General features: G+C 49.6%; 19 protein-coding genes, 2 pseudogenes and 1 riboswitch. Of the genes and pseudogenes, 7 read left to right on the top strand and 14 right to left on the bottom strand.

The genetic code is table 11. The annotated features are described in order from the left end of the window. Positions 1 to 9: 9 nt before the first annotated feature. Positions 10 to 207, top strand: a pseudogene (locus PS053_RS22125) (NADAR family protein); the annotation flags it as partial. Between the two features lie 232 nt (positions 208 to 439). On the opposite strand, the gene rhlE reads toward PS053_RS22125, so the two are convergent. Beyond that, entirely contained in the window at positions 440 to 1,801 is a 1,362-nt protein-coding gene (gene rhlE / locus PS053_RS22120) for an ATP-dependent RNA helicase RhlE (protein WP_059223689.1), read from the bottom strand. 228 nt (positions 1,802 to 2,029) lie between these two features. On the opposite strand from rhlE, the gene cecR reads away from it, so the two are divergent. The 5 genes from cecR to PS053_RS22095 are packed head-to-tail and all read left to right on the top strand — an operon-like array spanning position 2,030 to position 7,671. Next, positions 2,030 to 2,701: a DNA-binding transcriptional regulator CecR gene (cecR, locus tag PS053_RS22115; RefSeq protein WP_059215696.1), complete on the top strand. Its 672-nt coding sequence runs from the start codon at positions 2,030 to 2,032 to the stop codon at positions 2,699 to 2,701. A gap of 2 nt (positions 2,702 to 2,703) precedes the next feature. Then, complete coding sequence (gene hlyD, locus PS053_RS22110; RefSeq protein WP_256879316.1) at positions 2,704 to 3,699, top strand: secretion protein HlyD; 996 nt, start codon at positions 2,704 to 2,706, stop codon at positions 3,697 to 3,699. Beyond that, positions 3,692 to 5,428 (top strand): ATP-binding cassette domain-containing protein, encoded by a 1,737-nt coding sequence (locus PS053_RS22105; RefSeq protein WP_256879293.1) that lies wholly within the window; start codon positions 3,692 to 3,694, stop codon positions 5,426 to 5,428. Before hlyD ends, PS053_RS22105 begins: the two co-directional genes overlap by 8 nt. Beyond that, positions 5,421 to 6,554, top strand: a complete 1,134-nt coding sequence (locus tag PS053_RS22100) for an ABC transporter permease (RefSeq protein WP_024223881.1) — start codon at positions 5,421 to 5,423, stop codon at positions 6,552 to 6,554. Before PS053_RS22105 ends, PS053_RS22100 begins: the two co-directional genes overlap by 8 nt. Before the next feature lie 10 nt (positions 6,555 to 6,564). Further along, positions 6,565 to 7,671 carry an ABC transporter permease gene (locus PS053_RS22095; protein WP_273774529.1) on the top strand — a complete coding sequence of 369 codons (1,107 nt, stop codon included), beginning with the start codon at positions 6,565 to 6,567 and terminating at the stop codon, positions 7,669 to 7,671. Here PS053_RS22095 and PS053_RS22090 read toward each other — a convergent pair. The 12 genes and pseudogenes from PS053_RS22090 to moaA form a co-directional block, all read right to left on the bottom strand. Beyond that, a complete protein-coding gene (locus PS053_RS22090; protein ID WP_059215665.1) occupies positions 7,633 to 8,043 on the bottom strand; it encodes a YbhQ family protein in 411 nt (136 codons plus the stop codon). The two genes, PS053_RS22095 and PS053_RS22090, sit on opposite strands and share 39 nt — an antisense overlap. A 380-nt stretch (positions 8,044 to 8,423) precedes the next feature. Next, positions 8,424 to 8,603 carry a hypothetical protein gene (locus PS053_RS22085; protein WP_002430182.1) on the bottom strand — a complete coding sequence of 60 codons (180 nt, stop codon included), beginning with the start codon at positions 8,601 to 8,603 and terminating at the stop codon, positions 8,424 to 8,426. A gap of 54 nt (positions 8,604 to 8,657) precedes the next feature. Continuing rightward, the gene (locus PS053_RS22080; protein WP_256879294.1) at positions 8,658 to 9,014 is read right to left on the bottom strand and encodes a DUF3969 family protein; all 357 of its coding nucleotides are present in this window, start codon (positions 9,012 to 9,014) and stop codon (positions 8,658 to 8,660) included. Between the two features lie 61 nt (positions 9,015 to 9,075). Continuing rightward, positions 9,076 to 9,789 (bottom strand): Bax inhibitor 1 family protein, encoded by a 714-nt coding sequence (locus PS053_RS22075; protein ID WP_256879295.1) that lies wholly within the window; start codon positions 9,787 to 9,789, stop codon positions 9,076 to 9,078. Between the two features lie 10 nt (positions 9,790 to 9,799). Beyond that, positions 9,800 to 10,018 (bottom strand): annotated as a pseudogene (locus PS053_RS22070) (Bax inhibitor-1/YccA family protein); the annotation flags it as partial. A 162-nt stretch (positions 10,019 to 10,180) separates the two neighbouring features. Further along, positions 10,181 to 11,842, bottom strand: coding sequence for a phosphoethanolamine transferase (locus PS053_RS22065; protein WP_025237334.1), 1,662 nt, complete (start codon positions 11,840 to 11,842; stop codon positions 10,181 to 10,183). A gap of 357 nt (positions 11,843 to 12,199) precedes the next feature. After that, positions 12,200 to 12,904 carry a Bax inhibitor-1/YccA family protein gene (locus tag PS053_RS22060; RefSeq protein WP_000373628.1) on the bottom strand — a complete coding sequence of 235 codons (705 nt, stop codon included), beginning with the start codon at positions 12,902 to 12,904 and terminating at the stop codon, positions 12,200 to 12,202. Between the two features lie 135 nt (positions 12,905 to 13,039). After that, complete coding sequence (gene moaE / locus PS053_RS22055) at positions 13,040 to 13,492, bottom strand: molybdopterin synthase catalytic subunit MoaE (protein WP_000852292.1); 453 nt, start codon at positions 13,490 to 13,492, stop codon at positions 13,040 to 13,042. Position 13,493: 1 nt separating this feature from the next. After that, on the bottom strand, positions 13,494 to 13,739 hold the full coding sequence (gene moaD / locus PS053_RS22050) for a molybdopterin synthase sulfur carrier subunit (protein ID WP_137651474.1): 246 nt from the start codon (positions 13,737 to 13,739) through the stop codon (positions 13,494 to 13,496). Further along, positions 13,732 to 14,217 carry a cyclic pyranopterin monophosphate synthase MoaC gene (gene moaC / locus PS053_RS22045; RefSeq protein WP_256879296.1) on the bottom strand — a complete coding sequence of 162 codons (486 nt, stop codon included), beginning with the start codon at positions 14,215 to 14,217 and terminating at the stop codon, positions 13,732 to 13,734. The genes moaD and moaC overlap by 8 nt, the downstream gene beginning before the upstream one ends. A 2-nt stretch (positions 14,218 to 14,219) precedes the next feature. After that, positions 14,220 to 14,732 carry a molybdenum cofactor biosynthesis protein B gene (gene moaB, locus PS053_RS22040; protein ID WP_000084645.1) on the bottom strand — a complete coding sequence of 171 codons (513 nt, stop codon included), beginning with the start codon at positions 14,730 to 14,732 and terminating at the stop codon, positions 14,220 to 14,222. Positions 14,733 to 14,753: 21 nt separating this feature from the next. Beyond that, positions 14,754 to 15,743, bottom strand: a complete 990-nt coding sequence (moaA, locus tag PS053_RS22035) for a GTP 3',8-cyclase MoaA (protein ID WP_002430185.1) — start codon at positions 15,741 to 15,743, stop codon at positions 14,754 to 14,756. After that, positions 15,731 to 15,875: riboswitch (molybdenum cofactor riboswitch) on the bottom strand. Its footprint overlaps the gene before it by 13 nt. Before the next feature lie 264 nt (positions 15,876 to 16,139). Here moaA and yvcK point away from each other — a divergent pair. Continuing rightward, positions 16,140 to 17,048: a uridine diphosphate-N-acetylglucosamine-binding protein YvcK gene (yvcK, locus tag PS053_RS22030; RefSeq protein WP_204628639.1), complete on the top strand. Its 909-nt coding sequence runs from the start codon at positions 16,140 to 16,142 to the stop codon at positions 17,046 to 17,048. 191 nt (positions 17,049 to 17,239) lie between these two features. Here yvcK and uvrB read toward each other — a convergent pair whose 3' ends face one another. Next, the gene (gene uvrB / locus PS053_RS22025; protein WP_000042513.1) at positions 17,240 to 19,261 is read right to left on the bottom strand and encodes an excinuclease ABC subunit UvrB; all 2,022 of its coding nucleotides are present in this window, start codon (positions 19,259 to 19,261) and stop codon (positions 17,240 to 17,242) included. Positions 19,262 to 19,523 lie beyond the last annotated feature (262 nt).

Here is a 19,523-nt window from a genome sequence, read left to right as displayed (position 1 = left end):
ACCACCAGAATGATGCGTAAAGCGCTTCGCGCTAAATTCGAACAACATGCAAAACTGCGTACGCTCTTGCTGGCAACCGCGTCCGCAAAACTGGTTGAGCATACGCAAAATGATGCTTACTGGGGAGATGGCGGTAATGGTCAGGGCAAGAATCGCCTGGGGTATCTTTTAATGGCGTTGCGCGGACAATTGGCTGCGGAGAAGTAACGCATCGGGTGGCTTGTGGGCGATAAAACAGAGAAATCTTTTTGCCGCGCTCGCAAATGGCTGACAAGTGCTTGTTGTGAAATGCCGGATGCGGCGCAAGCGCCTTATCCGGCCTACAAAAACATGCACATTCAATATATTGCAGAGTTCACGTAGGCCTGATAAGCGTAGCGCATCAGGCAGTTTTGCGTTTGTCATCAGTCTCATGCCGGGCTATGCCCGGCATAAAAGATTACTGCGCAGCGGCAGGTTTACGCGGACGGCGACGACGTTGTTGTTCGCCTGTCGGTTTGGCATCGCCGAGGCGGCGAGACGGTTTTTCTGCGGGCTTCGCGCTACCTGATTTCGCGCCACCTTCTGCACGGCGCGGTTGCTGTTGACCGCGACCACCGCCTTGCCCACGACCACCGCCACGTTGCTGGCGACCATTCTGGATCGGTTCAGCTTTGATTGACGGGTCCGGCTCATAGCCCGGAATCGCAATGCGCGGGATCTCTTTTTTCAGCAATTTTTCGATATCACGCAGCAGTTTGTGTTCATCAACGCACACCAGCGATAACGCTTCGCCAGTGGCTGCTGCACGACCGGTACGCCCAATACGGTGGACATAATCTTCCGGTACGTTTGGCAGTTCATAGTTGACGACGTGCGGCAACTCTTCGATATCCAGGCCACGCGCAGCAATGTCAGTCGCCACCAGTACGCGAATATCGCCCGATTTAAAATCGGCCAGCGCACGGGTACGCGCGCCTTGCGATTTATTACCGTGGATCGCCGCACTGCGGATGCCATCTTTATTGAGCTGTTCCGCCAGATGGTTAGCGCCATGTTTGGTACGGGTAAATACCAGCACCTGCTGCCAGTTCCCTTTACCAATCATGTACGACAACAATTCGCGTTTGCGTTTCTTATCAACAAAATGAACGTGTTGGGTTACCTGATCAGACGCGGTATTGCGGCGTGCCACTTCGATTTCCAGCGGATTATGCAGCAGCTTCTCCGCCAGGTTTTTAATGTCGTCAGAGAAAGTGGCGGAGAACAGCAGGTTCTGGCGCTTCGCTGGCAATTTAGTCAACACACGACGGATGTCGTGAATAAAGCCCATGTCGAGCATACGGTCAGCTTCATCGAGGACGAGAATTTCAACCTGATCCAGCTTCACCGCGTTCTGGTGTTCCAGGTCCAGCAAACGTCCCGGTGTTGCCACCAACACATCAACACCGCCACGCAGCTTCATCATCTGCGGATTAATGCTGACGCCGCCAAACACCACCAGCGAACGAATGTTCAGGTATTTGCTGTAATCACGGACGTTTTCGCCAATCTGCGCCGCCAGTTCACGGGTCGGGGTGAGGATCAGCGCGCGTACCGGGCGACGTCCTTTGGCGTGCGGCTGGCGAGTGATCAGGTGTTGCAACAACGGCAGCGTAAAGCCCGCGGTTTTGCCGGTGCCGGTCTGGGCGCTGGCCATCAGGTCGCGGCCTTCCAGCACCGCAGGGATCGCCTGCTGCTGGATAGGAGTGGGTTCACGGTAACCCTGCTCGGCAACAGCGCGCAGGATATCAGGGCTTAAACCCAAAGAATCGAAAGACATAACTACTCCGAACCGCCCCGACCGTTACCGGTGTAGTTTTCAGGGAGATACTGAAAAGGAAAATGACAAAAACCACAATGTCATGAGGGGGCGGAGTGTAGCAGTTTTTGTGACGCGGCGCATAAATTATCCCTGAGACTGGTATTGCTAAAATTCCTGGCCATACTGGACAACAGTAAAAAGGGGTCATAATCTTAATCAATCATTTGATTAAGAATGGGCTGTGCGATGAATAACCCTGCCATGACAATCAAGGGTGAGCAGGCGAAAAAACAGCTTATTGCTGCGGCGCTAGCGCAGTTTGGCGAGTATGGAATGAACGCCACCACCCGTGATATCGCCGCCCTGGCCGGGCAGAATATCGCCGCCATCACCTACTATTTCGGTTCGAAGGAAGATTTGTACCTGGCCTGTGCCCAATGGATTGCCGATTTCATTGGCGAGCAGTTCCGCCCACACGCAGAAGAAGCCGAACGCTTATTCTCACAACCAGAACCAGATCGCGCCGCTATCCGTGAGCTGATCCTTCGCGCTTGCAGGAATATGATCCAACTGCTCACCCAGGATAACACCGTCAACCTCAGCAAGTTTATTTCCCGTGAGCAACTCTCCCCCACAGCAGCCTACCACCTCGTGCATGAACAGGTGATTAGCCCACTGCACTGCCACCTCACACGCCTGATCGCCGCCTGGACAGGTTGCGATGCCAACGATATTCGCACGATCCTCCATACTCATGCGCTGATTGGCGAGATTCTGGCGTTTCGTCTTGGCAAAGAAACTATTCTGTTACGCACCGGCTGGGCCGCGTTCGATGAAGAAAAGACCGAACTGATCAACCAGACGATAACCTGTCATATCGATCTGATTTTGCAAGGATTATCGCAAAGGAGTTTGTAGTGATGAAAAAATCTGTCGTAATTGGACTGGCGGTAGTGGTGCTTGCCGCCGTGGTTGCCGGAGGCTACTGGTGGTATCAGAGCCGCCAGGATAACGGTCTGACGCTGTATGGCAACGTGGATATTCGTACGGTGAACCTTAGCTTCCGCGTTGGCGGTCGCGTTGAGTCGCTGGCCGTAGACGAAGGCGATGCGATAAAAGCAGGCCAGGTGCTGGGCGAACTGGATCACAAACCGTATGAAATCGCCCTGATGCAGGCAAAAGCGGGCGTTTCGGTAGCTCAGGCGCAGTATGACCTGATGCTCGCGGGATATCGCGATGAAGAAATTGCCCAGGCTGCCGCCGCAGTGAAACAAGCGCAGGCCGCTTATGACTATGCGCAGAACTTCTACAACCGCCAGCAAGGGTTGTGGAAAAGTCGCACCATTTCGGCAAACGACCTGGAAAATGCCCGCTCCTCGCGCGACCAGGCTCTGGCAACGCTGAAATCGGCACAGGATAAACTACGTCAGTACCGTTCCGGTAATCGCGAGCAGGACATCGCCCAGGCGAAAGCCAGCCTCGAACAGGCGCAGGCGCAACTGGCGCAGGCGGAGCTGAATTTACAGGACTCGACGCTGATTGCCCCCTCTGATGGCACGTTGTTAACCCGCGCGGTAGAACCGGGCACGGTGCTCAATGAAGGCGGCACAGTGTTTACCGTCTCGCTGACACGCCCGGTGTGGGTACGCGCCTATGTTGATGAGCGTAATCTCGACCAGGCTCAGCCGGGGCGCAAAGTGCTGCTTTATACCGATGGTCGCCCGAACAAGCCGTATCACGGGCGGATCGGTTTCGTTTCACCAACTGCTGAATTTACGCCGAAAACCGTCGAAACGCCGGATCTGCGTACCGACCTCGTTTATCGCCTGCGTATTGTAGTGACAGACGCCGATGATGCGTTACGCCAGGGAATGCCAGTAACGGTGCAATTCGGTAACGAGGCAGGACATGAATGATGCCGTTATTACGCTGAACGGCCTGGAAAAACGTTTTCCGGGCATGGACAAGCCCGCCGTCGCGCCACTCAACTGTACCATTCACGCTGGTTATGTGACGGGGCTGGTGGGGCCGGATGGCGCGGGTAAAACCACGCTGATGCGGATGCTGGCGGGATTACTGAAACCCGACAACGGCAGTGCCACGGTGATTGGCTTTGATCCCATCAAAAACGATGCTGCGCTGCACGCCGTGCTCGGCTATATGCCGCAGAAATTCGGCCTGTATGAAGATCTCACGGTGATGGAGAACCTCAATCTGTATGCGGATTTGCGCAGCGTCACCGGTGAAGCGCGGAAGCAAACTTTTGCTCGCCTGCTGGAGTTTACGTCTCTTGGCCCGTTTACCGGGCGTCTGGCGGGCAAGCTCTCCGGCGGGATGAAGCAAAAACTCGGCCTGGCCTGTACGCTGGTGGGCGAACCGAAAGTGTTGCTGCTCGATGAACCCGGCGTCGGCGTTGACCCTATCTCACGGCGCGAACTGTGGCAGATGGTGCATGAGCTGGCGGGCGAAGGGATGTTAATCCTCTGGAGCACCTCGTATCTTGACGAAGCCGAGCAGTGCCGTGACGTATTGCTGATGAACGAAGGCGAATTGTTGTATCAGGGGGAACCGACGGCTCTGACGCAAACTATGGCCGGACGCAGTTTTCTGATGACCAGCCCGCACGAGGGCAACCGCAAATTGTTGCAACGGGCATTGAAACTGCCGCAGGTCAGCGACGGGATGATTCAGGGGAAATCGGTACGCCTGATCCTCAAAAAAGAGGCCACACCAGACGATATTCGCCATGCCGACGGGATGCCGGAAATCAACATCAACGAAACTACGCCGCGCTTTGAAGATGCGTTTATTGATTTGCTCGGCGGTGCCGGAACTTCGGAATCGCCGCTGGGCGCAATATTACATACGGTAGAAGGTACACCCGACGAGACAGTAATCGAAGCGAAAGAGCTGACCAAGAAATTTGGCGATTTTGCCGCCACTGATCACGTCAACTTTGCTGTTAAACGCGGGGAGATTTTTGGTTTGCTCGGGCCAAACGGCGCGGGGAAATCGACCACGTTTAAGATGATGTGCGGTTTGCTGGTTCCGACCTCTGGTCAGGCGCTGGTATTGGGAATGGATCTGAAAGAGAGTTCCGGTAAAGCGCGCCAGCACCTCGGCTATATGGCGCAAAAGTTTTCGCTCTACGGCAACCTGACGGTCGAACAGAATTTACGCTTTTTCTCTGGCGTGTATGGCTTACGCGGTCGGGCGCAGAATGAAAAAATCTCTCGAATGAGCGAGGCGTTCGGCCTGAAAAGTATCGCCTCCCACGCCACCGATGAACTGCCATTAGGTTTTAAACAACGGCTGGCGCTGGCCTGTTCGCTGATGCATGAACCGGATATTCTGTTTCTCGATGAGCCGACTTCCGGCGTCGATCCCCTCACCCGCCGCGAATTTTGGCTGCATATCAACAGCATGGTAGAGAAAGGCGTCACGGTGATGGTCACCACCCACTTTATGGATGAAGCGGAATATTGCGACCGCATCGGCCTGGTGTACCGTGGGAAATTAATCGCCAGCGGCACGCCGGATGATTTGAAAGCGCAGTCGGCCAACGATGAGCAACCCGATCCCACCATGGAACAAGCCTTTATTCAGTTGATCCACGACTGGGATAAGGAGCATGGCAATGAGTAATCCGATCCTTTCCTGGCGTCGCGTGCGGGCGTTGTGCGTCAAAGAGACGCGGCAGATCATTCGCGATCCGAGTAGCTGGCTGATTGCGGTGGTGATCCCGCTGTTGCTGCTGTTTATTTTTGGTTACGGCATTAACCTCGACTCCAGCAAGCTGCGGGTCGGGATTTTGCTGGAACAGCGTAGCGAAGCGGCGCTGGATTTCACCCACACCATGACCGGTTCGCCCTACATCGACGCCACCATCAGCGATAACCGTCAGGAATTGATCGCCAAAATGCAGGCGGGAAAAATTCGTGGTCTGGTGGTTATTCCGGTGGATTTCGCCGAGCAGATGGAGCGCGCCAACGCCACCGCACCGATTCAGGTGATCACCGACGGCAGCGAACCAAATACCGCTAACTTTGTGCAGGGCTATGTCGAAGGGATCTGGCAGATTTGGCAAATGCAGCGGGCGGAGGACAACGGGCAGACTTTTGAACCGCTTATTGACGTCCAGACACGCTACTGGTTTAACCCGGCGGCGATTAGCCAGCACTTTATTATCCCCGGTGCGGTGACCATCATCATGACGGTCATCGGCGCCATTCTCACCTCGCTGGTGGTGGCGCGAGAATGGGAACGCGGCACTATGGAGGCGTTACTCTCTACGGAGATTACCCGCACGGAACTGCTGCTGTGTAAGCTGATTCCCTATTACTTTCTCGGGATGCTGGCGATGCTGCTGTGTATGCTGGTGTCGGTGTTTATTCTCGGCGTGCCGTATCGCGGGTCGCTGCTGATTCTGTTTTTTATCTCCAGCCTGTTTTTGCTCAGTACCCTGGGGATGGGGCTACTGATTTCCACAATTACCCGCAACCAGTTCAACGCCGCCCAGGTGGCACTAAACGCCGCTTTCCTGCCGTCGATTATGCTTTCCGGCTTTATTTTTCAGATAGACAGTATGCCGGCGGTGATCCGCGCGGTGACGTACATTATTCCCGCACGTTATTTCGTCAGTACCCTGCAAAGTTTGTTTCTCGCCGGGAATATTCCAGTGGTGCTGATAGTGAATGTGCTGTTTTTGATCGCTTCGGCGGTGATGTTTATCGGCCTGACGTGGCTGAAAACCAAACGTCGGCTGGATTAGGGAGAAGAGCATGTTTCATCGCTTATGGACATTAATCCGCAAAGAGTTGCAGTCGCTGCTGCGCGAACCACAGACGCGGGCAATTCTGATTTTACCCGTGTTGATTCAGGTGATCCTGTTCCCGTTCGCCGCCACGCTGGAAGTGACCAACGCCACCATCGCCATTTACGACGAAGATAACGGCGCACATTCAGTAGAACTGACCCAGCGCTTTGCCCGCGCCAGCGCCTTTACCCATGTGTTGCTGCTGAAAAGCCCGCAGGAGATCCGTCCGACCATCGACACACAAAAGGCGTTATTGCTGGTGCGTTTCCCGGCTGACTTCTCGCGCAAACTGGATACCTTTCAGACCGCGCCGTTGCAGTTGATCCTCGACGGGCGTAACTCCAACAGTGCGCAAATCGCCGCTAATTACCTGCAACAGATCGTCAAAAATTATCAGCAGGAGCTGCTGGAAGGAAAACCAAAGCCCAACAACAGCGAACTGGTGGTACGCAACTGGTATAACCCGAATCTCGATTACAAATGGTTCGTGGTGCCGTCGCTGATCGCCATGATCACCACTATCGGCGTGATGATCGTCACCTCGCTTTCCGTCGCCCGCGAACGTGAACAAGGTACGTTCGATCAATTGCTGGTTTCGCCCCTCACCACCTGGCAAATATTTATCGGCAAAGCCGTCCCGGCGTTAATTGTCGCCACCTTCCAGGCCACCATTGTGCTGGCGATTGGGATCTGGGCGTATCAGATTCCCTTCGCCGGATCGCTGGCGCTGTTCTACTTTACGATGGTGATTTACGGTTTATCGCTGGTGGGATTCGGTCTGTTGATTTCGTCACTGTGTTCAACGCAACAGCAGGCGTTTATCGGCGTGTTCGTCTTTATGATGCCCGCCATTCTCCTTTCCGGTTACGTTTCGCCGGTGGAGAACATGCCGGTGTGGCTGCAAAACCTGACATGGATTAACCCTATTCGCCACTTTACGGACATTACCAAGCAGATCTATTTGAAGGATGCGAGTCTGGATATTGTGTGGAATAGTTTGTGGCCGCTACTGGTAATAACGGCCACGACAGGGTCAGCGGCGTACGCGATGTTTAGACGCAAGGTGATGTAACTTCTTATCTTTCGCCAGTAACGACACTACCGCCGGGCCAGCAAGGATCGCCAGCCCTGCAATCGCCAGCAAGTAGTTGTTTTCCAACACGCGGGACAACAGCCACAGCACAATCAGCGCCGCGCCAAAATACCAGGTAGTGGTCAGCTCTTCCAGCACATCAGCCACCTCGCGCCAGCGTTGCTCGGGGTGGCGCTGGAACACCAGCATCATCACCACCGTGATGCAATACAACGCACATAATCCCACGCCGACGTGAACCAGAGTCTTACTCGTCCAGCCTACCACCAGCAGCGCCACTACCAGTAAATGCAACATAATCTGCCAGCAACTCAGGCCAGTTGCGACACGAACACGTTGTTGCCACTTCATGGCTTCTCTCCTGAAGAATTTATCTCTACTAATTCAGAGTACCGAACTTTACGGAAAATTCCGTAAGACCGCACCTTTTTGTGACACCGATTACATTATTTCAATAAAGTAAGAGGCAAAGACAGAAGAGCTGTGTCTGGGTGAAGACAACACTTTTCGTTCAAAAGTGTTCACCGTCCATATTTACAAGAGTTTTACGCCGTTTAGTCGACGTATCGTGTTACCGGAATTTCGTAACGCAATCCACATAGTCAGGCGCCGTATCGTCTGACTGCAAAAAGTACTGGAGGGAAAATTTATTACACTGCGACATTAAGCTGTAATCTGGTACTGGAAAGACCTGACAGTTATGGGGGCAGAATGAAGCAGCGCGGTGATTTTCAGGTAATTTCTCTGGGTTTTAGTTCGGGGTGCTGTTTATAGATGGGATTCATGATATCGACGAGCATTCGCCCCATAATTTCACCCACAGCGGAACGATAATTGTTAAACTCAGATTCATCGCATGTTTGCTGAACAAGTGAAACAGAAGCATCTAATTCTGAACCAATTTCAAGCATTAAAGCACTAACATCTGCTGCAACGGTTTTATCTTTTAATATCTCATAAACCTTTTATTTTCTGAATGTAAAGGAAACTATGTTTTCCACATTATCACTCATAGGGTAATCATCTTTTTTGGCATGTATATAATCACTTGTTTTAGTCATTAAGCTCTGTATAACCGCTTCAAATGTCTCAGGAACCAGTGATTCAATATCTTCAAGCTCACACCCCAAATCAATTATATGCACTAATTTACAATCACAACCATTCCTCTGCATAAGGCTGGAAATAAAAGGCCTGAAAACAAGCAATTCAGACTCATCTATAGTTATTGCTCCCTCTTTCAGAGACTGTAAATTGCCTGAAAGTAGAATTCCCATAAATTTATCTACGTATTTATTATCAATGGTACAAATTAATTCCATAAGAAATCCCTCATTAAACAGTCAACATATCACCAATATATTATTTTATGCATAAAACTCCTTATAACCTTTGCAACCAACGCCTGATATTGAGCAACTCAAAAATCATCATTACAATTGACCAAAAGAAACAGACAAAATCGAAGTAAAGCATTAACGCCCCGGCAACGACGCAATGCTTCAAAGTCCAGGGGGCAGCGCTATATAAATTACGCACATAAAGCTTCAGCACATTTATTTTTCTTAAGGCAATAAATGACCATAATAATACAAAGCAAAAACTGATCAGCCAAAGATATAAACTATTCAGCAAGGTAAAATTAGTAACAAAAGAAATACCCCAGCCAACACAAATTAATAATAGAGCATACCAACGTGATGCCATATTGATATTAAAACACAAAGCCAATAGCGTACTAATAAGGAACATTGCCCCACAGATACCAAATAACAATGTAACAAATGTTACAGGGAAAAGGCTCGCGGAGATAATTGCAAATAAACTGATTATGGAAAAATAAATAACACATATTGCTAACGCATTTATTTCCTCAACTTTCGCTCTTAGCCTGAATCCAAAACCAAGAAGCAAAACCGTAGCTAAAAAGAACGGTGCCGTATGTTGGTGTGTCGCGGTAATATTATAATAGTCTAGTATCCATGCAAAACCTGCTGTTGCCCATAAACCAGACGCAGTCATCAACCAGATGCAACCCATCATTCTGGTTATTAATGGCTGTTTCTTTATTAGATCCGACATTGTGATTTTTTCCATAAATAATTCACTACCACGGAAACCGTGAGTGTCTTTGCCAAACTAGTGTTATAGCTATTGCTGCAAGTATTCCAAAGAAGCCGATAAAGTAATAATAGAGTGTTAATGCACCTGTAAAAGCGCAGCGAACCGGACTCCATAATTCTTCGCTATGGCATTTCATCGCCAGTTCAAGGAGTTTATTTCGCGCACAGGATAGAATGCCTGACCACAACACAATCATTAAACTATTATGAATGAATCTAAAGTTATTCATACAAAATATTTTTACATTTCTGGATGCAAAAAAGACAACCGCAATGCAATAAATCGTATTTTATGGTTTGGCCCTTGCCTATTGTATTTTCAATAAGAATCAGGGAGCACCTGGCGATGCTCCCCTGTCATTAAATTACAGCGGATTAGGACTGGCTTCGCGATAAGGTGTTTTTTTCTTTGGTGAGGTAAAAGTATCACGCAAGTCTTTATATTCAAAAACTTTAGCTCGGCTGCCATCCGTTACTGGGATAGATGTCGCCGGACGATAACACTCAGATAACGGTGAGTTACACCGGGGCTCGTTTGTTGAGATACCCAACCAGTCAAGAATCATTGCGTAGTTATTAAGCAATGAATAGTTTTCACGAATATGTCCAAGTTTACGTGGCTGACCGTTCAATGACTCAGAACTGTACCAAATAAATTGCGGTACATCATAGGCTTCTTTACTTGGTGTATCTGCGCCGTGCATATAGAGTGAAGGAATATCAGGATTTTTCTCCAGACCATGATCAGAAAAATAAAGTAAAGAGGATTTTCTACCTTGCAGACGTTTAATAACTTCCCCAATAATATAATCGGTAAACAATATTGAATTGTTGTAACAATCTTCATATTTGTTCCCTGTATTTATTTTATCTGCCCATTCAGGGTATCGCGTACATGCAATTTCATGGCTGCCACTGATATGCAGCATGATGAGCTTTTTACCTTTTTGCTTTAATGCTTCATCAAGATAAAGTAAAAGTGCATCATCATATTTACCTGTCATCCACTGTGATTGATTGCTGGTAGTACCGATCAGAGTAATATAATTATTATGTTTACCCACAACATTCTGTGTACTCAGCCATGTTGTATTAAAACCGCCTTTATTGGCTACGGCAACAATATTGTTTGATAAATCAGCAGCTGTAAAACTTTCCGTTGTAGCTTTGCTAAGTATCATTGGAATCGAAGTTACAGTTGCTGCTGCCGGTGATATAGCATGGTCAAAAATAAGTGCCTGTGGTGCAATACTATTCTGTACCGGTGTAGTATTTTGTTCAAAACCATACAACCCCATATTGCTACGGCGTGCCGATTCACCAATGATGATCACATAAGTATCAATATTGGTGTCTTTAATAGTTAGCACTGGTAAATCTATATCAATTTGCTTAATTTCTTTTGCAAATGCAATATCACGGTATGCAACAATAAAGTTCGAGGCTACGTAAAATGGCGTAACTTTTAACACACGGGCACTTAAAGGATAGTACCCTCCAAGACTATCTTTCTGCTGTTTTTTCCACTGGCTATAAGTAAACCATGCCAGAAAAATTAATAATGCCATCACTGCAGCGCGTTGGATTTTAGAAGAGAGGCATTTTGCACCACTATCTATAGAAAAATAGGTCAGGAAGAAATACATAACGCATACAGGTATCCATGAAAGATACATCTCTGTCATCGACTTAACTTCAGCCCAATGAGTTTCAAGAATACTCATAGCAAAAATATTATTGAAATCGCTTTGATAAATCTCCCATGAGCAAAGTGCAATCATAAAGTTAACAGCGAGTATTAATGATACACCCAGCGCTAAAATTTTCCCTATCCACAAGCGATAACATGCTGTCAGAGATAATATAATTAGAATGTTGCATGTACCAACACGCAATATTACTCGTAGAGGTTGTAAATGATACAAAGGCCAAAGTTGAATTAATGTAGAGGAAAATAATAGCCCTAAAAAAAGATATATTTTTCTCTGCCGTGGATAAACAGACAATGAAGGCAATACAAAAGACATAGAGAACTAATCCATTTTTTACATGAATGTATGTTCAATGTTCGACATTTCCAATAAGAAACATTGCAACAAAATTCTAACGAATTAGTGATTTATTGCATTTGGTATTTGCCAAAAAAGAACAACCACCTTACCAATATTAAACTGCTGAATTGTACTCCATTATTCTTCGTACATACCAGTCTTTTAGATAAAAAATATTTCATTTCAATTGAATAGCCAACTAATGATTCTATTAAATAAAATCCTCAATAAACACCATTGATGGCGTTTATTATTTTCCCCATTAATTAACGTAATAATACTGTTACAAAAAAATCCCGACTGTTGGTCGGGATTCAAAAGTAAGAAAAATATTCAACGGCGGTTGCCAAAAATCCGCAACAACATCAGGAACAGGTTGATGAAGTCCAGATACAGGGTTAATGCGCCAAGAATGGAGTATTTACGCAGATTCGAGGTATCGCGGGTATCAATCTGCTCACCCATGTTTTTCAGTTTCTGAGTGTCATAGGCGGTCAGGCCCACAAAGACAATCACCCCGATATACGTCACTGCCCACATCAGCGCTTCACTTTTCAGCCAGAAATTCACCAACGATGCCAGCACAATACCGATTAACGCCATAAACAGCATGTTGCCAAAACCGCTTAAATCGCGCTTCGTGGTGTAGCCGTACAGGCTCATTGCACCAAACATCCCGGCAGTAACGACAAAGGTGCTGGCAATAGACGCAGCGGTATAAACAATAAAAATACTGGAAAGCGTCAAGCCGGTCAGCGCCGAATAAAGCATAAAGAGCATGGTCGTTACACCAGCACTGAGCTTTTGAATCATCGCTGATAGCACAATAACCAGCGCTAATTGTGCAATTATCAGAGCAATTAAAAAGACACGATTGGTGAACAGTAGCTCCATCAGAGCGGCCGAATTGGCTGCATACCAGGCAACAAATGCGGTAAGTAGCAGACCGACGGTCATCCAGCCATAGACCTGCGCCATATAGGTTTGCAGGCCGGCCCGGGGTTGAACGATTGAATCATAACGTGGGAATCTGTCCATGGCTTTCTCCTGAAGATACAAGGAATATCTTAAGGATACTGCAAATCATGAGGGTGTGCATCGACGTGGAGTAAACGTATATCTGATGTTGTGTTATTGCCGGATGCAGCTTTGCCTTATCCGGCTAACAAAAAACTACCAGCGTTTCGCCGCCTGCTGATCGCTCTCCCGGGCTTCGACCCAGCGATCGCCTTCCGGCGTGGCTTCGCGCTTCCAGAACGGTGCGCGGGTTTTGAGATAATCCATAATAAACTGCCCGGCCTCAAACGCACTGCTGCGATGCGCACTGGTAACGCCGACAAAAACGATTTCATCGCCCGGCCATAATTCACCGATGCGGTGAATCACCGTGACGCGCCCCAGCGGCCAGCGGCTACGCGCTTCATCAACGATTTCTGCCAGTGCTTTTTCTGTCATTCCCGGATAGTGTTCGAGGGTTAATGCTTTGACGCTGTCGCCCAGGTTATGGTTGCGCACCTTACCGGTAAAGGTGACTACCGCACCGTCTTCGTCACGCTCAGCCAGCCACGGGTACTCTTCTCCTACGCTGAACGGCTGCGGGCCGACAACAATTTTGGTTTCTGCCATCTTAACCTCCGGTTACCGGTGGGAAGAACGCCACTTCGTCGCCATCAGTCAGCGGATGCTCAAAACTCACCAGTGTCTGGTTAACAGCAGCCAGTAATTTGCCATCTTCCAGCGCCAGCGCCCAGCGATCGCTCTGCGCCGCCAGATGCTGGCGTAATGCTTCAACGGTCGGGAAATCTGCTGCTACTTCTGTTGCATCTGTTCCCACCAGTTCACGCACCTGGGCGAAAAAAAGAACTTTAATCATTCGCTTCCACCTTAAAGTCACCCGACTTGCCGCCGCTCTTCGCCAGCAAACGTACCGGACCAATCACCATATCTTTTTGCACCGCTTTGCACATGTCATAAATGGTCAGCGCCGCCACGGAGGCCGCGGTTAACGCTTCCATTTCGACACCGGTTTTCCCGGTCAGGCGGCATAAGGTTTCTATACGTACCCGATTGTGCTCCGGCTCGGCCTGTAAATTGACTTCAACTTTGCTGAGCATCAGTGGATGGCACAGCGGAATCAGATCCCAGGTGCGTTTTGCGGCCTGAATACCAGCAATCCGCGCGGTAGCAAACACGTCGCCTTTGTGATGGCGACCATCAATGATCATCGCCAGTGTCTCACTGCGCATGGTGACAAAGGCTTCCGCCCGCGCCTCGCGGACAGTTTCCGCTTTGGCAGAGACATCCACCATGTGCGCTTCGCCAGCGGCGTTGATATGGGTCAGTTGCGACATACTTATTTCTTCAAATGTGGATGGAAATTGCACGGACGCGTACGGGCATCCAGTTGTGGCGCGATGATATTTTCCCAGGCGGTACGGCACGCTTTGGTCGAACCAGGCATAGCGAAAATCAGTGTCTTGTTAGCGACGCCCGCTACCGCACGGGATTGCAACGTTGCAGTGCCAATCTCTTCAAACGAGAGCATACGGAACACTTCACCAAAACCTTCGACCTCACGGTCAAACAGCGGCAGCAGTGCTTCAGGCGCCTGATCGCCTTCCGTCAGACCCGTGCCGCCAGTAATCAGCACCACTTGCACATCGTCACTGGCGATCCACGCAGAAACCTGGGCACGGATGGCATAGCGGTTTTCTTTGACAATCGCTTTATCGACAACGTGGTGGCCCGCTTCCTGCGCCGAGTCGCGCAGATAGTGACCGGAGGTATCGTCTTCTTCACTGCGACGATTAGAAACCGTAAGAATAGCAATACGGGTCGGGATAAATTCAGTGCTGACCTGACTCATCTGATCTCTCCTTTTGGCGTTTTAGCCGCCAATGTACGATAAGTTTTGCGTAATACCGGTGTTGTTTTGATGCAGGAAGTGGGTCTGTTTTTTCTCCTGCAGCGCCGCTGAAATGCGTGCTTCCAGCGCCTGTTGCTGAGTATCGTCTTCCAGCAAATCGCGCAGGTTAACGCCGCCTTCGCCAAACAGGCAGAGATGGAGTTTGCCAATCGAGGAGACGCGCAGGCGGTTACAGGTGGCGCAGAAGTCTTTTTCATACGGCATGATAAGGCCGATTTCCCCAGCGTAATCCGGGTGGCAAAAGACTTGCGCAGGGCCGTCGCTACGTTGACGAAGTTGATGGATCCAACCGCGACGCAATAGCTCGTCACGCAAAACCTGACCAGAGATATGGTGCTTACGGAAGAGCTCGCTGCCCTCACCCGTTTCCATCAGTTCGATGAAACGCAACTGGATGGGGCGATGCTGGATCCAGTTCAGAAAGGTGTCAAGCTGGTGATGATTTACATCACGCATCAGCACGGTATTGACTTTGACCTTCTCAAACCCGGCTTCAAATGCGGCATCAATTCCCGCCATAACCTGCCTGAATTTATCCTGCCCGGTAATCGCATGAAACTGGCGGGCGTCGAGGCTATCAACGCTGACGTTAATTCCCGTCAGTCCGGCATCACGCCAGTTCGCCACGTCGCGTTCCAGACGATAGCCGTTGGTCGTGACCGCAATCTGGCGGATAGCGTCGTTTTCCCGCACCGCGGCAATAATGTCGATAAAGTCGCGACGCAAAGAAGGCTCACCACCTGTCAGACGCACTTTTTCAGTACCCAGACTGGCGAAGGCACGCGTAACCCGACGAATTTCATCGACGGTCAGAAAGCCTTTATTGGTGACGCCGCTCGGCTTGTAGCCATCCGGCAGGCAGTAGGTGCAACGAAAGTTACACACATCGGTAATCGACAGGCGCAAGTAGTAAAACTTACGCGCAAAAGCATCAGTCAGTTGTGAAGCCATGTACACCTTTCCAGATACGGGAGGCGGAGTCATTTCTTCCTTCGCCCTGGTGGCAATCTTTATAAGCATTGTCACGGCCAAAGCACCGTATCAATTGACCCAGGTGCAGAGGCTAGAGTGTTTAGTGGTTATGCCGATATTAGCGTGTAAATGGAGTTTTTACCATTCACACTTTCGCTATGTAATCATGTATATAGCGTCATGATCGGACCATTTCGCTACAGAATAAGGGAAAATAGGGGTTTTACTTTGATGTACATCATCAGGGATGCATACCGCATCTCGCCCTTTAGAGGTAGAAGATAATAATTTGTATCCTCCATATTGGCAGGTTAATTGCTGTTTCCCTGCCAGTTGCGCTACTGTAGCGCGGATAATCTGACTTCAGGAACCTATATGCGCAATCGTACGCTGGCTGATCTTGATCGTGTCGTTGCACTCGGCGGAGGGCATGGGCTCGGACGCGTTCTTTCATCGCTTTCATCTTTGGGGTCTCGTTTAACGGGCATCGTAACGACCACTGATAATGGTGGTTCAACGGGGCGTATTCGTCGTTCAGAAGGTGGTATTGCCTGGGGCGATATGCGCAACTGCCTCAATCAATTAATCACTGAACCTAGTGTCGCTTCTGCGATGTTTGAATATCGTTTCGGCGGTAATGGTGAGCTTTCCGGGCATAACCTTGGAAACTTAATGTTAAAAGCGCTGGATCACCTTAGCGTGCGGCCTCTGGAAGCCATCAATTTGATTCGTAATCTGCTGAAAGTGGATGCGCATTTGATTCCGATGTCGGAACATCCTGTTGATTTGATGGCGATTGATGATCAGGGACATAAAGTTTACGGCGAGGTCAATATCGACCAGTTAACCACGCCGATTCAGGAATTACTCTTAACCCCCAATGTTCCCGCAACACGTGAAGCTGTACATGCAATTAATGAGGCGGATCTGATTCTGATTGGGCCGGGTAGTTTTTATACCAGTCTGATGCCGATTCTGTTGCTTGAGGAAATGGCGCAGGCGTTACGACGCACACCAGCACCGATGGTTTATATCGGTAATCTTGGGCGGGAGTTAAGCTTGCCGGCAGCGAATCTAAAGCTGGAAAATAAGCTGGCGATTATGGAGCGATATGTCGGTAAGAAGGTGATTGACGCCGTGATTGTTGGGCCGAAAGTGGACGTTTCTGCGGTTAGCAACAGGGTAGTGATTCAGGACGTACTGGAAGCCAGTGATATCCCCTATCGTCATGACCGCCAGTTGTTACATAACGCGCTGGAAAAAGCATTACAGGCGTTGGGTTAACGGAAAGCCGGAAGAACATTCCGGCTTCAGATTGCTGACAAAGCGCGCGTTGTTCATGCCGGATGCGACGAGAACGTCTTATCCGGCCTACAAACCGTGCAAATTCAATATATTGCAGAGATCATGTAGGCCTGATAAGCGTAGCGCATCAGGCTGTTTTTCGTTTGTCATCAGTCTTCTTCGCTATCCTGTTACGATGCGGCAATAAACAACTCTCGCAATTGATGCAGTTGATCGCGAATTTGCGCAGCCTCCTCGAATTCCAGATTTTGTGCGTGTTTCATCATCTGAGCTTCCAGCTCATGGATTTTCTGCTGCAACGCTTTTGGCGACATATCCATTGGCACATTATCCGGCTCAACAATCGCACGTGATTTACCTCTCCCCTTCGCTTTGGTTTTGGCAATGCTCTGCCCCAATGCCAGGATATCGACCACTTTCTTGTTCAGACCTTGTGGTGTTATGCCGTGCTCTTCGTTGTAGCGTTGCTGTTTCTCACGACGACGTTCGGTTTCACTGATCGCTTTCGCCATCGACGGGGTGATCTTATCGCCATAGAGAATAGCTTTACCGTTGACGTTACGCGCCGCACGACCGATAGTCTGAATCAGCGAACGCTCAGAGCGCAGGAAGCCCTCTTTATCCGCATCGAGGATCGCCACCAGCGAAACCTCAGGCATATCCAGACCTTCGCGCAGTAAGTTGATCCCCACCAGTACATCAAACTCGCCCAGACGCAAATCGCGGATGATTTCCATACGCTCGACGGTATCGATGTCCGAGTGAAGATAACGCACGCGTTCGCCGTGTTCTTCCAGATATTCTGTCAGATCTTCTGCCATCCGTTTGGTTAACGTCGTGACCAGGACGCGTTCATTAATCGCCGCACGCTGGCGAATCTCCGAAAGCAGATCATCGACCTGCGTCGCTACCGGACGCACTTCGATAATCGGGTCGAGCAGGCCTGTTGGGCGCACCACCTGATCTACCACATCACCACCGGATTTCTCCAGCTCGTAATTGCCGGGCGTCGCAGAAACATAGATAGTTTGCGGGGCCAGCGCTTCGAACTCTTCAAACTTCAGCGGACGGTTATCCAGCGCTGACGGCAGGCGAAAACCATACTCCACCAGGGTTTCTTTACGTGCCCGGTCGCCGCGATACATACCGCCAATCTGCGGAATGGTGACGTGGGATTCATCGACCACCAGCAGCCCATCGGCAGGCAGATAATCAAACAGGGTCGGCGGCGGTTCGCCAGGTCCACGGCCGGAGAGGAAGCGTGAGTAGTTTTCAATGCCCGAGCAATAACCCAACTCGTTCATCATCTCCAGATCAAACTGGGTACGTTGAGTCAGACGCTGTTCTTCCAGCAGCTTGTTATTCGCCAACAGCACTTTACGTCGGTCAGCCAGTTCTTCTTTGATCTCTTCCATCGCCTGCACAATACGTTCACGCGGAGTGACATAGTGTGTTTTTGGGTAGATGGTATATCGCGCGATAGTTGAGATAACCTGCCCGGTTAACGGATCGAAAAGCGACAGTCGCTCCACCTCTTCATCAAACAATTCCACACGTAGCGCAACATCGTCAGATTCCGCCGGGAAAATATCAATCACCTCGCCACGTACACGGAAAGTCCCGCGCTGAAAAGCCTGGTCGTTGCGGGTATATTGCAACTCCGCCAGGCGGCGCAGGATCGCTCGCTGATCGATAATCATGCCGACCGTCAGATGCAGCATCATCTTCAGATATGAATCGGGATCGCCCAGACCATAGATGGCAGAAACAGACGCGACCACTACCACGTCCCGCCGCTCCAGCAAGGCTTTGGTTGCTGAAAGCCGCATCTGTTCAATATGTTCGTTTACCGAAGCATCTTTCTCAATGAAAGTGTCAGAACTCGGTACGTAGGCTTCTGGCTGATAGTAGTCATAATAGGAGACGAAATATTCCACCGCGTTTTCGGGGAAAAACTCTTTCATCTCGCCGTACAACTGGGCCGCCAGCGTTTTATTCGGCGCCAACACCATGGTTGGACGTTGCAGATCAGCGATAACGTTAGCGATGGTGAAGGTTTTACCAGAGCCAGTTACGCCGAGCAGTGTCTGGTGCGCCAGGCCATCTTCCAGCCCCTCTTCGAGACGTCGGATCGCCTCTGGCTGATCGCCAGAAGGTTTGAAAGCGGAATTCAGTTTGAACGGTTTACTCATGAGTCGCTACCTGAGGCTGTGGGCGGACAGGTATGTAATTTTACTCGCCGTACTTAATAATGCCAACAAATTATACTGGATAAAAAAACAGTTACACGCCACAATATTTCTGTTACACCGTGAACTAAGGTGTCGAATGTGGGTAAAATTTGCTCCGTGACAAGATAAAACTCCAGGTTTGCAGGTTTATCCCCAAAACGGCGGTTTTTTTAACATTTGTCAAGATGACTGATGACAGATTTATGGCAAAAGCAGTCTCTTT

This window comes from Escherichia albertii (assembly GCF_028622335.1).
GTDB classification, from domain to species: Bacteria; Pseudomonadota; Gammaproteobacteria; order Enterobacterales; family Enterobacteriaceae; genus Escherichia; species Escherichia albertii.
This window is presented reverse-complemented; position numbering and strand designations above follow the sequence as displayed.